Source organism: Streptomyces sp. W1SF4 (assembly GCF_003950035.1).
Taxonomy (GTDB): domain Bacteria; phylum Actinomycetota; class Actinomycetes; order Streptomycetales; family Streptomycetaceae; genus Streptomyces; species Streptomyces racemochromogenes.
In genome coordinates this window covers 3,378,609-3,392,925 of the sequence record NZ_CP034350.1, presented here as the reverse complement: position 1 = coordinate 3,392,925, position 14,317 = coordinate 3,378,609, and the positions used below count along the sequence as shown (strand labels likewise).

13 protein-coding genes are annotated in these 14,317 nt (G+C 74.4%); 7 read left to right on the top strand and 6 right to left on the bottom strand.

Annotated elements, in window-relative coordinates:
• Positions 1-1,413 carry a DUF6177 family protein gene (locus D1J60_RS15675; protein ID WP_125821514.1) on the top strand — a complete coding sequence of 471 codons (1,413 nt, stop codon included), beginning with the start codon at positions 1-3 and terminating at the stop codon, positions 1,411-1,413.
• Between the two features lie 28 nt (positions 1,414-1,441).
• Here D1J60_RS15675 and D1J60_RS15670 read toward each other — a convergent pair whose 3' ends face one another.
• Together D1J60_RS15670 and D1J60_RS15665 are read right to left on the bottom strand one after the other, a co-directional pair.
• Positions 1,442-2,119 (bottom strand): response regulator transcription factor, encoded by a 678-nt coding sequence (locus tag D1J60_RS15670; RefSeq protein ID WP_125601240.1) that lies wholly within the window; start codon positions 2,117-2,119, stop codon positions 1,442-1,444.
• A 42-nt stretch (positions 2,120-2,161) separates the two neighbouring features.
• Positions 2,162-3,364, bottom strand: coding sequence for a sensor histidine kinase (locus D1J60_RS15665; RefSeq protein ID WP_125821513.1), 1,203 nt, complete (start codon positions 3,362-3,364; stop codon positions 2,162-2,164).
• 107 nt (positions 3,365-3,471) lie between these two features.
• Here D1J60_RS15665 and D1J60_RS15660 point away from each other — a divergent pair, with 107 nt between their 5' ends.
• Entirely contained in the window at positions 3,472-4,458 is a 987-nt protein-coding gene (locus D1J60_RS15660) for an SAM-dependent methyltransferase (protein WP_125821512.1), read from the top strand.
• A 78-nt stretch (positions 4,459-4,536) separates the two neighbouring features.
• Here the strand turns inward: D1J60_RS15660 and D1J60_RS15655 are convergent, their stop codons facing one another.
• The gene (locus tag D1J60_RS15655) at positions 4,537-6,087 is read right to left on the bottom strand and encodes a M28 family metallopeptidase (RefSeq protein ID WP_125821511.1); all 1,551 of its coding nucleotides are present in this window, start codon (positions 6,085-6,087) and stop codon (positions 4,537-4,539) included.
• Positions 6,088-6,263: 176 nt separating this feature from the next.
• The gene (locus tag D1J60_RS15650; protein ID WP_125821510.1) at positions 6,264-7,388 is read right to left on the bottom strand and encodes a DUF5937 family protein; all 1,125 of its coding nucleotides are present in this window, start codon (positions 7,386-7,388) and stop codon (positions 6,264-6,266) included.
• A 187-nt stretch (positions 7,389-7,575) separates the two neighbouring features.
• Between D1J60_RS15650 and D1J60_RS15645 the strand changes: the two genes are divergently transcribed.
• A complete protein-coding gene (locus D1J60_RS15645) occupies positions 7,576-7,785 on the top strand; it encodes a hypothetical protein (RefSeq protein WP_125601226.1) in 210 nt (69 codons plus the stop codon).
• Here D1J60_RS15645 and D1J60_RS15640 read toward each other — a convergent pair whose 3' ends face one another.
• Entirely contained in the window at positions 7,786-8,235 is a 450-nt protein-coding gene (locus D1J60_RS15640; RefSeq protein WP_125821509.1) for a hypothetical protein, read from the bottom strand.
• A gap of 131 nt (positions 8,236-8,366) precedes the next feature.
• Positions 8,367-9,488 carry a beta-eliminating lyase-related protein gene (locus D1J60_RS15635; RefSeq protein WP_125821508.1) on the bottom strand — a complete coding sequence of 374 codons (1,122 nt, stop codon included), beginning with the start codon at positions 9,486-9,488 and terminating at the stop codon, positions 8,367-8,369.
• Between the two features lie 203 nt (positions 9,489-9,691).
• On the opposite strand from D1J60_RS15635, the gene D1J60_RS15630 reads away from it, so the two are divergent.
• Genes D1J60_RS15630 through nadC form a run of 4 tightly spaced genes read left to right on the top strand, consistent with a single transcriptional unit; the run spans position 9,692 to position 14,317 of the window.
• Positions 9,692-10,606 carry a DUF2520 domain-containing protein gene (locus D1J60_RS15630; RefSeq protein WP_125821507.1) on the top strand — a complete coding sequence of 305 codons (915 nt, stop codon included), beginning with the start codon at positions 9,692-9,694 and terminating at the stop codon, positions 10,604-10,606.
• Entirely contained in the window at positions 10,603-11,610 is a 1,008-nt protein-coding gene (gene panC / locus D1J60_RS15625) for a pantoate--beta-alanine ligase (RefSeq protein WP_125599476.1), read from the top strand. Before D1J60_RS15630 ends, panC begins: the two co-directional genes overlap by 4 nt.
• Positions 11,607-13,346 carry an L-aspartate oxidase gene (locus D1J60_RS15620; protein ID WP_125599473.1) on the top strand — a complete coding sequence of 580 codons (1,740 nt, stop codon included), beginning with the start codon at positions 11,607-11,609 and terminating at the stop codon, positions 13,344-13,346. Before panC ends, D1J60_RS15620 begins: the two co-directional genes overlap by 4 nt.
• Positions 13,347-13,348: 2 nt before the next feature.
• Positions 13,349-14,317: a carboxylating nicotinate-nucleotide diphosphorylase gene (nadC, locus tag D1J60_RS15615; protein ID WP_125599484.1), complete on the top strand. Its 969-nt coding sequence runs from the start codon at positions 13,349-13,351 to the stop codon at positions 14,315-14,317.

Here is a 14,317-nt window from a genome sequence, read left to right as displayed (position 1 = left end):
GTGACCAAGGACGTCATCGCCCTCACCGCCAAGATGCCCGACACCACCGCCCTCATGGTGGCCCTGACGGCGGGCGGCGCGGACCTCGACGCCCAGGCCGTCGGGGACGGCGCCGTCATCCAGCTGCTCGGCGCGGCCGGCCGGCCGCTCGTCTCCGTCGAGGCACCCGTACTCGTCCAGGTCCCCGGCGAGGTGGAACGCCTCCTCGGGACGCCCTGCGCCACCCCCGTCTGGTGGACGGAGACCCGCGCCTCCACCGCCGTACCCGAGGCGGCCCCCCTCGCCGGGGCCGTCGCCGGACGCCTCGCCGAGGTCCTCGGCGGCACGGTCTGGCCCGAGGGCGCCGGGCACGTCGCAGTGGTTCCGGTGACCTCCGAGGCCTCGGCGGCACCCGCGCCCGTCGGAGCCCTCCCGACCGTGGACGTCGTCACCGCGTCCACCGCCGTCGTCCTCGCCGACCGGCCCGTCATCGGGCTGACCACCTGGCTGTCGGACGTCCTGCGCACCACCGCCGAATTCGGCGCGGCCCTGCACGTCGTCACCCCCGACCACTGCCGGCTCAGCCTGCCGCTGCGCACCGCGCTCGCCGGCGCGCCGAACCGGTGGGTGGTCCAGGATCCCGCCTGCGGGTACTACGACGGCCTGTCCGGCGCGGTCCTGGCCTGGCAGGACGGCACCTTCGCCCCGGTCCGTGACGAGGCGGGCAACGCGCGGCTCGCCGCCGCGTTCCGGCGGGCCGAGGCGCCGGGGGAACGCCGGCTCACCGTGCAGTTCCGCACCGAACACCCCGCCGAGGAAGGGCTGCTGGTCGGCCGCTCGCTGGAGGCCGCCTGGCGCACCCTGACCGGGGGCCCGCCCGCCGGCTGGGGCACCGCCGAGCCCGTGAACCTGCCGTGGTCGCCGCGCCAGCTCACCGACCTGGCCCGGAGCCGGGCGCCCGAGCCGACGCTGGTCACCGCCGTCGGATCGCCGGAGCGGCCCGCGCTGGCCACCGTACGCGTGCTCCGCACGGCCTCCGGGGTCGAGGAGGACGTCACCCTGTCCCTCGGGTACGGGCCCTCCGAGGAGGTGCCGCTCGACGCGCTCGCCCGACTGGCTCAGGAACTCGTCGCCGGGCACGGCCTGGTCAGCATGCTGGCCGCGCTCGGACCCGGCCGGCGGGACCTGAGCCTGACCCCGCGGGTGTCCGTACCGGCCATACCGGTGTCCTTCACCCTGGGCGGCGCCGGCGTGGCCGAGGCGACGCTGACCCGGGCGCGGCGGCCCCCGCTGGAGGTCAAGCCCGTCCAGGTCGGTCCGCAGCGCAGGCCGGGGCTGCACTACCCGCTGGGCGACGGCGGCGACCCGGCGGCGTGGGAGTCGCTGTCGGTGCTGCTGACCCACCTGCGCACGGCGGTGCCGCCGCTGCCGTAGGCGGGGTGCCGCCGCCGGGGGCGGCGGCTCAGGCCGCCCCGCCGCCGCCGGCGCGCACCAGCCCCGTCTCGTACGCCAGCACCACCACCTGCACCCGGTCGCGCAGTCCCAGCTTCGTCAGGATGCGGCCCACGTGCGTCTTGACCGTCGCCTCCGACAGCACCAGCCGGGCCGCGATCTCCCCGTTCGACAGGCCCTGCGCCACCAGCAGCATGACCTCGCGCTCGCGGTCCGTCAGTCGCTCGATCTCCTTGTTCTCCGGCTCCGCCGCCGTCGTCGGCAGCATCGGCGCGAACCGGTCCAGCAGCCGCCGCGTCGTCGAGGGCGCCACCACCGCGTCGCCGCTGTGCACCGACCGGATCGCGGCCAGCAGCTCCGCCGGCGGGACGTCCTTCAGCATGAAGCCGCTCGCGCCCGCCTTCAGACCCGAGAACGCGTACTCGTCCAGGTCGAAGGTGGTCAGGATGATCACCTTCGGGTGCTGCTCCGGCTCACAGATCCGCCGCGTCGCCTCCACCCCGTCCAGCTTGGGCATGCGCACGTCCATCAGGACGACGTCGACCGCCGTGGCCCGCAGCACCTCCAGCGCCTCCAGGCCGTTGCCCGCCTCGGCGACGACCTCCATGTCCGGCTGCGCGGCCAGCACCATGCGGAAGCCGGTGCGCAGCAGCACCTGGTCGTCGACCAGCATCACTCGGATGGACATCCGTGACTACCTCTAACTCTTCTCGAGCGGTCCCGTGCGGGGCTAACTCTTCTTGAGCGGGAGCAGGGCACTGATCCGGAAGCCCCCGCCGGGGCGCGGGCCCGCGTCCAGGGTTCCCCCGACCATACCGATGCGCTCCCGCATGCCGATCAGACCGTGTCCGGCGCCGTCCGCGCCGCCGTCCTCGTACAGTTCGTGCGCCGCGCCCCGCCCGTCGTCCTCGACGAGCAGGCCCAGCCCGTCGTCGAAGTAGACCAGCCGCACGCTCGCGCTGGCGTCGGGGCCCCCGTGCTTGCGCGTGTTCGTCAGCGCCTCCTGCACGATCCGGTACGCCGTCAGCTCCACCCCGCTCGGCAGCCTGCGCGGCGCGCCCTCCACCTCGAAGTCGACCGTCAGCCCCGCCGCCCGCACCTGCTCCACCAGCACCTCGATCTGCTCCACGTCGGGCTGCGGCACGTAGTCCTCGGACTCCTGCGGCTCCCCCGTGCGCAGCACGCCCAGCAGCCGGCGCATCTCGGCCAGCGCCTGGCGGCCGGTGCCGGAGATGGTCTGGAGGGCCTCCTTGGCCTGGTCGGGCGCCACGTCCATGACGTACGCGGCGCCGTCGGCCTGGACCACCATCACCGAGACGTTGTGCGCGACGACGTCGTGCAGCTCGCGGGCGATCCGGGCGCGCTCGGCGGCCACCGCGACCTTGGCCTGCGCCTCGCGCTCCTTCTCCAGCCGCTGGTTGCGCTCCACGAGCTGGGCGTAGTAGGCGCGGCGGGTGCGCAGCGAGTCGCCCATCACCCAGGCGAGGGCGAAGGGGACCATCATGAAGAGGACGAAGAGGAACTCCTCGGTGCCGCTCGCGCTCTTGTCCACGCCGAAGCGCAGGAAGTACAGCGGCGAGGCCAGCAGACCGGCGCCGAGCGCGGTGCGCGAGACCCAGCGCGGGACGTCGGCGGCGGCCACCGTGAACAGGACGACCAGCAGCGCGACGTCGCAGAACTGTATTTCCTGCCCGATGGCCAGCTGGTAGACGCCCGCGCCGGCCGACAGCCAGAACATCGGCACGGTCCAGCGCCGGCGCAGGGCCAGGGCGGCGGTCAGCGCGGCGACGACCGGCACGGTGGCCAGCCGCAGGGCGGTGCTCTGCCCCTCGGCCCCGGCCACGTTCATCATCGAGATCCCGAAGAAGAGGACAGCCCAGAAGCCGTCGACGCCCGTCGGGTGTCTGCGGATGAAGTCGTAGAGGCGCTGCACGTAACCCAGAGTAGGGAAAGGAAATAGGTGCTGGAGTCAACCAGAGGTGCGATCCCTGCGACGGGGGAGTACTCCCCAAGGTGGAGGGTTGGCTTAACCTGCGGTGGATGAGCGCTGAGGGTGAGGTCAGGGGGCCGGTCCGGTGGCGGGCCGCGATGGAGGCCGCGCTGTACGGGCCCGGCGGTTTCTACGTGCGCCCGGGCGGGCCGGGGCCCGCCGGGCACTTCCGGACCTCCGTGCACGCCTCCGCCCTGTACGCGGGGGCGGTGGCCCGGCTGCTGGAGTGGGTGGACGCGGAGCTGGGCCGGCCCGCGCGGCTCGACTTCGTCGACATGGGGGCCGGGCGGGGCGAACTGCTGGCCGGCGTCCTCGCCGCGCTGCCCGCGGAGACGGCCGCGCGGGTACGCCCGTACGCGGTGGAGCGCGCGGCGCGGCCCGAGGGGCTGGACCCCCGCGTCCGCTGGGTGGCCGAGCCGCCCGAGGGGACGAGCGGCCTGCTGTTCGCGAACGAATGGCTGGACAACGTACCGCTGGACATCGCGGAGGACGGCCGGTACGTCCTGGTCGCCCCCGACGGTACGGAAACCGCCGGCGGACCCCTGGAGGACGCCGACCGGGACTGGCTGGAGCGGTGGTGGCCCGGCGCGGCCGGACCGGACGGGGGCCGGGCGGAGATCGGGCGGGCCCGCGACGAGGCCTGGGCGGCGGCCGTCGCCACCCTGGACCGGGGCCTCGCGGTGGCCGTGGACTACGCGCACACCCGGGGCGCCCGCCCCCCGTACGGCACCCTCACCGGCTTCCGGGACGGCCGCGAGACCGCTCCCGTCCCGGATGGGAGCCGCGACGTCACCGCGCACGTCGCGCTCGACGCCTGCGCGGGCCCGGGGGCCGGCCTGCTCACCCAGCGCGCGGCCCTGACCGCCCTCGGCGTCTCGGGCGGCCGGCCGCCGCTGGCCCTGGCCTCCACCGACCCGGCCGGCTACGTCCGCGCCCTGTCGGCGGCGGGCGAGGCGGCGGAACTCACCGCGCGCGGGGGCCTCGGCGACTTCGGCTGGCTGGTCCAGCCGGTCGGGGTGGGCACCTGGCCGGGCTAGGGCGGCCGCCCTTCGGAGCACGGCCGAGGGCCGGCCTCCCCGCGCGGGGAGGCCGGCCCTCAACGTGTCCCGGTGTGCTTATTCGGTGACGTCGTGGTCGTGGCCCGGGCGCAGACCGCCGCCGTTGCCGGAGCCGGTGGACGGCTTCGGGGTGACCGGCTGCGTCAGCGGCGCCAGGTCCCAGGCGTAGTGGCCCACCGCGTTCGCGATGACGTCGACGTTGATGTCGAGCGCCTTCTGGTCGATGTTGTTGATGTCGTCGCCCTTGCCGTGGTAGTTCGGGTCGTAGGCGACGCCCGCCTGACCGCCGAACTTCGCGGCCTGCTCCGGGGTCTTGATGCCCTCGGCGCCCGTGTCCGTACCGCCCGACGGGATGCCGGCCTCGATGAACGGGCCGTAGTCCGAGCGGCCGGTGAAGTCACTGCCCTCGTGCGGGATCTTCTGCGCGTCGAGGAAGTCGGTGATCTGCTTCTCCAGCTGCGCCGAGCCCTCCGGGCCCGGGCCCGAGCCGACCTTGTCCGAGTCGTCGCCGTCGTAGACGAAGTACGCGGAGTTCGGCGAGGCGATCATGTCGAAGTTCAGGTAGAGCTTGATCTGCTTCTTCTGCTCGGGCGTCAGCGAGGCCACGTACGCCTCGGAGCCGAGCAGGCCGAACTCCTCCGCCGACCACCAGGCGAACTTCACCTTGTTCTTGATCTTCTTCTGCTCGCTCGCGAGGCGCTGGGCGACCTGGAGGATGCCCGCCGAGCCGGAGCCGTTGTCGTTGATGCCCGGACCGGCCGCGACCGAGTCCAGGTGCGCGCCGAGGAAGACGGTGTTGTCCGGGTCGCCGCCCGTGGTCTCCGCGACGACGTTGTACGTCTTGCGGTTCTCGCGCAGCTCGCGGACGTCCAGGGTGAGGGAGACGGGACCGGCGGCCGCCTCGGCGGCGAGCTTCTCGCCGTCCGCCTGGGAGATGCCGCCGGTGGGGACCTTGCCGGCGTTCGCGTCGCCGAGGGTGCCGTTGAGGGCGCCCGCGGTGTTGTTGTAGATGACGGCGCCGACCGCGCCGGCCGCCGCCGCGTTCGCCTGCTTCGTGGCGAAGGTGCAGCCGCCGCGCTTGATCAGCGCGATCTTGCCGGTGAAGGCGCCGGGCGCGAAGTCCGTGGCGTCGCAGCCGTTGGTGTTGTCCGCGTCGACGGGGGCGACGGCGAGGGGCGCGGTGATGCCGCCCTCCGGGCCGCTGGCCGTGTACGTCATCAGCTTGAGGGGCACGTCGCGGCCGGCGTCCCCGTTGACCTTCAGCTTCTCGGAGATCGTCTCGACGTACACGAAGTCGAACTCGTGGCGCGAGACCTGGTACCCGGCGCCCTTCAGCACGTTCTCGACGTACTGCGCCGACTGGGCGTGGCCCTTCGAGCCGGCCACCCGGGTGCCGTTGTTGTAGTCGGCGATCGACTGGAAGACCTTCAGGTGGTTGTTGGCGCCCTTGCCCGTCGAGTCCTTGACCAGCTTCCTGGCCAGCGCGTCACCCCGGGCGGCGTCGCTCTGCGGACTCGTGGCACCGGCCGGACCGGCGAGGAGCAGCGGGGAGACGAGGGCGGCGGCCGCCAGGACGGCTGTGGCTGTGGCTATACGGCGAGAGGGCATGAAGGTCCTTTCACAGCAGGAAGCGGTGGGGGAGGCGTGGCGTGGTGGACGCACGTTAGACACCAAGAGGCGCCCCTCGCCAGAGTTTTCACTGCTTCCGGTTTGTGAAATCCGGATATCGGTACCTCTCCGGAGGGGCGAAATCCGGCCACCGTCCGATCGTCGGGCAGACCGGCTCAGCGCAGGATTCCCTCGATGAAATCGGCACCTATTCGTGCGACCACGGACAGATCCAACTGGTGCTGTACGTAACGCCCCTGGCGCCGGGTGTGCAGCAGGCCCGCCCGCTTCAGCACGGCCAGGTGCCGGGACACCTCCGGCGCGGAGATCCCGTAGACCCGCGCCAGTTCGGTCGTCGTGTACGGGGCGCGCGCCAGACTGCGGCACAGCATCATCCGCATGGGGTGCGCCAACGCCTCCATCCGGCGCTGGAGCAGCTCCACCGAGCCCGGCCCGGCGGCCAGTTCGGGCGAGTCCAGCGGGTAGTGCACCACCGGCCGCCAGCCCGGAGCGTGCAGCACCAGCAGGTGCGGCCAGCCGAAGTTCGTCGGCACGAACAGCAGCCCCGGCCCGACCAGCGGATCCGTCGCCGTGGTCTGGCCGTCGACCATCTTGTCGGCGGTGATCACCGTCAGCCCCTCGTCGACGCTCAGCGCCGAGGACACCTCCCGCAGCACCGCCGGCAGCCCCTTGTGGCGCAGCACCTCCGTCTTGTGCCGGGCGTCCGCCGTCTGCCGGGGTTCGATGCGCCGCCAGGTCTCCGCGAAGAAGGCCTCGTCGCAGTCCTCCAGCAGCCGCCGCATCCACACCCGCACCCCGGCCGGGTCGTCCAGCAGCCGGATCGAGAACTCCAACTGGCGCGGCCCGCGCGCCGCCGCCGCCTCCAGCGCCTTCGCCCGCGCCCCCGCGTCCTTCAGCGGGTTGGCACCGCCGCCCTCGTTGTACAGCGCCAGCCAGCAGTGCTCCAGCGCCGCCATCACGAACCGCTCGTCGTCCAGCCGGTCGAGCACGTCCAGCTCCTCGGCCAGCGTCGCCCCCGGGTGGCCGGTACCGCCGGGGATGCCGGCGAAGGCCATGAAGATGTCCGAGAACGAACTGCGCCACATGAAATCGGCCTCGAGGAGCCGGTCGGCCAGGCCGGGGTCGAGCGAAGCCGTAGTGGCCCTCGTCCAGGACTGGAGCCCCGGGTGATGGGCCGGCTGCGAGAGCGCGTGCAGGGTCATGCAGAGCTCGGCGAGCGGCGACGGCGCGAAACCGATCCGCTCCGCGGGGAGCCCGGCGATGTCGATGGTGACGCTCATCGCCCCATTGTGGCCTCCCGCACCGCCTCCGGGACCGCCGGGGGACGGCGGGCGCGCACCCGCGGCCGTGCGCCCGTACGAGGGGCCGCGAGGCCTCCGGCGGGACATCGCCGCAGGTGGGAGGCGTCGATTGACGAGGAGCGTCAATCGGCGGGCGCGCCGCGCCCAACGGGGTGAGGGTGGATGCATGACAGCCATCGAGCAGTACCTCATCGACACCTACCGCGCGGCCCAGCACGGCACGCCCCCGCCCCCGCCCCCGGGCCGCGACGACCTGGCCACCCTCCGCGCCCTGCGCACCACGGCCCAGTTCACCGCCGTCCTGGACGGCCGCCCGGCCGCCCACCCCTGGCTCCACGCCCTGACCCGCCGCCTCCACCGGGGCGGCGCGTGCTGACTAAGGACGCCTGGTCAGGATGCAGTGCGGGTCGTCGTTGTCCTCGTCGCCCACGCGGGTCCAGAGCATCAGCGTGTTCCCGTGCCGCCACACGCTGAGGGAGTCCGCCACCTCGTCGCCCTTGGGGCCCTTCGCGTCGAACCTCCGCGTGACGGCCGACCCGACCGGCCCCGTCCCGCTCGTCCAGGTGCCGGTTCCCGACCGGGGCCCCTGCCAGTTCCAGTCCGAGGCGCCCATCCAGTCGCCGCACACCTGGTGGGCGGTGAACGTCCCGTCCGCCCCCAGTTCCAGGGTGCCGCCGTCGGCGTCGGTCCAGGTGGTCGCCAGCTCGGCCTGGGGGAGCGCGACGGCTTCGCCCTCGGGCGGTGGCCGGTTCCAGATCCTGCCGCAGGCGGTGAGCGCGAGAGCCGCGGTGAGGAGGACCAGCGGGATCCGGCGGGAACGCGACACGCTCCACCCCCAACGGTTTCTGCGGGCCGCCTGCGCGACCGGGGAGATCAACGACGTGGGCGCAGCCTGACACAGGACTTGAACGCGTTCAAGTCCGAGGGGTGCCGTCGGCGGACCGGACCCCCACCTCCCTAGACCCGCGCCAGGAAACCCCCCACCGCCTCCCGGACGTCCTCCGCCGTCCAGGCGAGGCCCGGCCGCGTGATCTCCAGTTCCGTCACCGACAGGCCCGGCGGGCCCTCCGGGGACCACCGCCGGAACAGTGCCGTGCCCGTTTCCTCCGCCAGGCGGGCGCCGGCCTCCGTGAGGCGGTCGGCCTCGTACGGCAGCCACACCTGGAACTGGTGCGTGTGCGGCACCTCCGGGTGGACCCGGGACCACGGCACGCCCGCCTCCGCGAAGGCCTCCCGCAGCGCGGCCGCGACGACCCGGGCCTGCTCCACGTACGCGGGCAGCCGCGGCAGCTCCCGCTCCAGCCCGGCCAGGGCCGCCAGGGCCTGGGGGAACTGGCGGAAGACCTGCCCCCCGTACCGGTGGCGCCACACCCGGGTCTCCTCCACGAAGTCCCGGGGTCCGGCCAGGCAGGCCCCGCTCAGCCCACGCAGCGACTTGTAGAAGGAGACGTACACCGAGTCCGCGAGCCGCGCGATCTCCGGCAGCGGCCTGCCGAAGTGGACGGTGGACTCCCACAGCCGGGCCCCGTCGAAGTGGACGACCGCGTCCCGCTCCCGGGCAGCGTCCACCAGCCCCTCCAGCTCCTCCCACGAGGGCAGCAGGAACCCGGCGTCGCGCAGCGGCAGCTCCAGCATCAGCGTGCCGAAGGGCTCGGGGTGCTCCCGCACCTCCCGCGGGGTCGGCTGGCGCGGCTCCGTCACCAGGTGGGTGGTCCGCAGCCCGGCCAGCGCCGTCAGGGCTCCGCCTTCCCACCGCTCCGGGTGGCTCATGGGATGCAGGGCCACGACCCGGTCCCCGGTGCGCCCCGCCCAGCAGCGCAGCGCGACCTGCTGGGCCATCGTCCCCGAGGGGAAGAACGCCGCGTCCTCGGTGCCGAGCAGCCCGGCGACCCGCTCCTCCAGGTCGGCGACGACCCCGTCGCCGTAGATGTCCGCCGGGGCGTCCAGGTCGTACGGGGCGTCGGCGAGCCCGGCGAGCAGCTCCCGGACCGTCTCCTCCCGCCCGCCGCAGGTGAGGGCCCGGCGGGCGCCCTTCCAGGCCGCCACCAGCCGTTTCGTCTGCTCCGCGTCATCGCTCATGCCCAGATCATCGCGGACCGCCCCCCCGCCCCCGCCCCTGAGAATCCGCGGGCGCCCGCCCCCTCCACGGCCCCGGAGACCGGCCCGCCGGGAGGCTCCCGTCCCCCCGGCGGGCCTGACCGGCACCAGGCCGCGGAAAGGGCCTAGCATGGCGACGTATCGTCCGGTACCCCTCGCGGACTGGAACGGAAGGCCCTCACCGCGTGAACTCATCCCAGGAACCGCGCCCCGCCCGGCTCACCGTCGGAGTCGTCGGCGCGGGCCGTGTCGGCCCCGCGCTGGCGCGCGCGCTCCAGCAGGCCGGGCACCGCCCCGTCGCCGTGTCCGGGGTCTCCGACGCCTCCCGGCGCCGGGCCGAGCGGATGCTGCCGGACGTGCCGCTGGTGTCGCCGGCGCAGGTGCTTGAGCGGGCCGAGCTGGTGCTCCTCACCGTCCCCGACGACGCCCTGCCGGGCCTGGTGGAGGGCCTCGCGGAGACCGGCGCCGTCCGCCCCGGGCAGCTCCTCGTGCACACCTCGGGCCGGTACGGGACCGCCGTGCTGGACCCCGCGCGGCGCGCGGGCGCGCTCCCGCTGGCGCTGCACCCGGCGATGACCTTCACCGGCACCGAGGTGGACGTGCAGCGCCTGGCCGGCTGCTCCTTCGGCGTGACCGCCCCCGACGAGCTGCGGCTCGCCGCCGAGGCCCTGGTCATCGAGATGGGCGGGGAGGCCGAGTGGATCGCGGAGGAGAGCCGTCCGCTCTACCACGCGGCCCTCGCGCTGGGCGCGAACCACCTGGTCACCCTGGTCGCCCAGGCCATGGAGCTGCTGCGCACCGCGGGCGTCGAGCACCCCGACCGGATGCTCGGCCCGCTGCTCGGCGCCGCCCTGGACAACGCCCTGCGCTCCGGCGACGCCGCCCTCACCGGGCCCGTCGCCCGCGGTGACGCGGGCACCGTCGCCGCGCACGTCTCGGAGCTGCGCAAGCACGCTCCGGCCACCGTCGCCGGGTACCTGGCGATGGCCCGTTCGACCGCGGACCGCGCCCTCGCGCACGGCCTGCTCAAGCCCGAACTGGCCGAGGACCTCCTCGGCGTGCTCGCGGACCCCGCCGACCCGAAGGATTCCGAGCGATGACCGGCCCGCTCCAGCTGCTGAACACCGCCGAAGAGCTCCACAAGCTCCCGCGCGCCGGCCGCCGGGCCGTCGTGATGACGATGGGCGCCCTGCACGAGGGCCACGCCACGCTCATCCGTACGGCCCGCGAGGAGGTGGGCCCGGACGGCCAGGTGGTGGTCACCGTCTTCGTCAACCCCCTCCAGTTCGGGGCGAACGAGGACCTCGACCGCTATCCGCGCACCCTCGACGCCGACCTGCTGGTCTCCGAAGGGGCGGGCGCCGACGCCGTGTTCGCGCCTTCCGTGGACGAGGTCTACCCGGGCGGCGACCCGCAGGTGCGGATCACCGCGGGGCCGATGGGGGAGCGACTCGAAGGCGCCACCCGGCCCGGCCACTTCGACGGCATGCTGACCGTCGTCGCCAAGCTGCTCCACCTCACCCGCCCGGACCTGGCCCTGTTCGGCCAGAAGGACGCCCAGCAACTGGCTCTGATCCGGCGCATGGTGACCGACCTGAACTTCCCCGTCGAGGTGGTCGGCGTACCCACGGTCCGGGAGGACGACGGGCTCGCCCTGTCCTCCCGCAACCGCTACCTCGGCCCGGTCGAGCGCCGTACCGCCCTGGCCCTGTCGCGCGCCCTGTTCGCGGGCCGCGACCGGCTGGCCGCGCAGGCCGCGCTGTGCGCCCGCGCGGAGGCGGCCCCGGCGAGCGACGAGCGCGCCACCGCCCTGGCCCGGCTCGGCGAGATCCGCGCCTCCGCCGACGCGCACGCCGTGTCGGCGGCGGCCGGCGGCGTCACCGGCCTGCCGGACGCCGTACGGGCCGCCGCGCGGCACGTGCTGGAGGAGGCGGGCCGGCACGAGCCGCCCCTGGTCCTGGACTACCTGGCCCTGGTGGACCCGCAGGACTTCACCGACGTCGGCCCCGACTTCACCGGACGCGCCGTGCTGGCCGTCGCGGCGAAGGTCGGCGCGACCCGGCTGATCGACAACATCCCATTGGAGTTCGGAGCACACGCGTGAGCACCACAGGCAACCCAGGCACCCCCGGCGCCGCCGGCACGGGCATACGGCTGCACGCCCCCGCCCCCGGCTGGGCCCTCGACGCGGACGTCGTGGTCGTCGGTTCCGGCGTCGCGGGCCTGACGGCCGCGCTGCGCTGCGCCGCCGCGGGCCGCCGTACGGTCGTGGTCACCAAGGCGCGGCTCGACGACGGCTCCACCCGCTGGGCGCAGGGCGGCATCGCGGCCGCCCTCGGCGAGGGCGACACCCCCGAGCAGCACCTGGACGACACCCTGGTCGCGGGCGCGGGCCTGTGCGACGAGGCGGCCGTGCGGCTGCTGGTCACCGAGGGCCCCGACGCGGTGCGCCGGCTGATCGAGGCCGGGGCGGTCTTCGACACGTCCGCCGAGACCGGCGAGATAGAGCTGACCCGCGAGGGCGGCCACCACCGCCGCCGCATCGCGCACGCCGGCGGCGACGCGACCGGCGCGGAGATCTCCCGCGCCCTGGTCGAGGCCGTGCACGCCGCCGGGATCCGCACGGTCGAGAACGCACTGGTCCTGGACCTGCTCCAGGACGCCGAGGGCCGTACGGCCGGCGTGACCCTGCACGTGATGGGCGAGGGCCAGCACGACGGCGTCGGCGCCGTCCACGCGCCCGCCGTGATCCTGGCGACCGGCGGCATGGGCCAGGTGTTCTCCGCGACGACCAACCCGGCGGTCTCCACGGGCGACGGGGTGGCGCTGGCGCTGCGCGCCGGCGCCGAGGTCTCGGACCTGGAGTTCGTCCAGTTCCACCCGACGGTCCTGTTCCTGGGCCCGGACGCCGAGGGCCAGCAGCCGCTGGTGTCGGAGGCGGTCCGCGGCGAGGGCGCGTACCTGGTCGACGCGGACGGGGTCCGCTTCATGGTGGGGCAGCACGAGCTGGCCGAGCTGGCGCCGCGGGACATCGTCGCCAAGGGCATCATGCGCCGCATGCAGGAGCAGGGCGCCCGGCACATGTACCTGGACGCGCGGCACTTCGGCGCCGAGATGTGGGAGAACCGGTTCCCCACGATCCTGGCGGCCTGCCGGGCCCACGGCATCGACCCGGTGACCGAGCCGATCCCGGTCGCCCCGGCCGCGCACTACGCCTCGGGCGGCGTACGCACCGACCTGCACGGCCGTACGACCGTGCCGGGCCTGTACGCGTGCGGCGAGGTGGCCTGCACGGGCGTGCACGGCGCGAACCGGCTGGCCTCCAACTCCCTGCTGGAGGGCCTGGTCTTCGCCGAGCGGATCGCCGAGGACATCACCGCGAACCCGCCCGTGGGCAGCGGCCCGGGCATACCGGTGCCCGCCAGCGGTCCGCTCCAGCCGGCCGAGGCCCGGTACGAGGTCCAGCGCATCATGACGGAGGGTGCGGGCGTGCTCCGCTCCGCCGGATCCCTCGCGGCGGCCGCCGAGGCGCTGGAGACCCTGTACACGACGGCCCTGGGCGAACTGGAGAGCCGGGGCAAGACCGCCGTACCGGGCGTGGAGACCTGGGAGGCGACCAACCTGCTGTGCGTGGCCCGCGTCCTGGTGGCCGCCGCCCAGCGGCGCGCCGAGACCCGCGGCTGCCACTGGCGCGAGGACCACCCCGACCGGGACGACGCCGAGTGGCGCCGCCACCTCGTGGTGCGGCTGTCGCGCACCGAGCGGCGGGCGCTGGTCGTCACCCCCACCGACTCGGCGGACTTCCCGTCCGTCCACCACCCCCTCAGCCTGGAGAAGTGACCGTGAGCACCCCCGAACTCCCCCTGATCGAGCAGAACGAAGGCGGCTGCGGCGACGACTGCGGCTGCGGCGACGGCGAGGAGACCGGTCTCGACCCGGCGCTCGCCCAGCTGCTGGTGGACGCGGGCCTGGACCCGATCGAGGTCGAGGACATCGCGCACATGGCGCTGTCCGAGGACCTGGACGGCGGGGTCGACGTCACCACCGTCGCGACCGTCTCCGAAGAGGCCGAGGCCATCGCCGACTTCGTGGCCCGCGAGGCGGGCGTCGTGGCGGGTCTGCGGATCGCCGAGGCCGTGTTCTCCGTGGTGTGCACGGAGGCCTTCGAAGTCGAGCGGCACGCCGAGGACGGCGACCGGGTCGAGGCCGGGCAGCTGCTGCTGTCGGTGCGCTCCCGCACCCGTGACCTGCTGACCGCCGAGCGCAGCGCGCTGAACATCCTGTGCCGGCTGTCCGGCATCGCGACGGCCACCCGCCGCTGGGCGGACGTCCTGGAGGGCACGAAGGCGAAGGTCCGCGACACCCGCAAGACGACGCCGGGCCTGCGGTCGCTGGAGAAGTACGCGGTCCGCTGCGGCGGCGGCGTCAACCACCGCATGTCGCTGTCGGACGCCGCGCTGGTCAAGGACAACCACGTGGTCGCCGCGGGCGGCGTCGCGCAGGCCTTCAAGGCCGTCCGCGAGGCGTTCCCGGACGTGCCGGTGGAGGTCGAGGTCGACACCATGCACCAGGTCCGCGAGGTCGTGGACGCGGGCGCCGACCTGATCCTGCTGGACAACTTCACCGTCCCGGAGACGGAGGAGGCGGTGACGATCGTCGCGGGCCGCGCGGTCCTGGAGTCCTCGGGCCGGCTGTCCCTGGAGACGGCCCGCGCCTACGCGGAGACCGGTGTGGACTACCTGGCGGTGGGCGCGCTGACGCACTCGTCGCCGATCCTGGACATCGGCCTCGACCTGCGCGAGGCGGTGTAA

What these genes read in the sequence shown, in the direction of transcription:
- D1J60_RS15670 (WP_125601240.1), bottom strand. Translation starts at nt 2,119, where the DNA reads ATGTCCATCCGAGTGATGCTGGTCGACGACCAGGTGCTGCTGCGCACC.
- D1J60_RS15660 (WP_125821512.1), top strand. Translation starts at nt 3,472, where the DNA reads ATGAGCGCTGAGGGTGAGGTCAGGGGGCCGGTCCGGTGGCGGGCCGCG.
- D1J60_RS15655 (WP_125821511.1), bottom strand. Translation starts at nt 6,087, where the DNA reads ATGCCCTCTCGCCGTATAGCCACAGCCACAGCCGTCCTGGCGGCCGCC.
- D1J60_RS15650 (WP_125821510.1), bottom strand. Translation starts at nt 7,388, where the DNA reads ATGAGCGTCACCATCGACATCGCCGGGCTCCCCGCGGAGCGGATCGGT.
- D1J60_RS15645 (WP_125601226.1), top strand. Translation starts at nt 7,576, where the DNA reads ATGACAGCCATCGAGCAGTACCTCATCGACACCTACCGCGCGGCCCAG.
- D1J60_RS15635 (WP_125821508.1), bottom strand. Translation starts at nt 9,488, where the DNA reads ATGAGCGATGACGCGGAGCAGACGAAACGGCTGGTGGCGGCCTGGAAG.
- panC (WP_125599476.1), top strand. Translation starts at nt 10,603, where the DNA reads ATGACCGGCCCGCTCCAGCTGCTGAACACCGCCGAAGAGCTCCACAAG.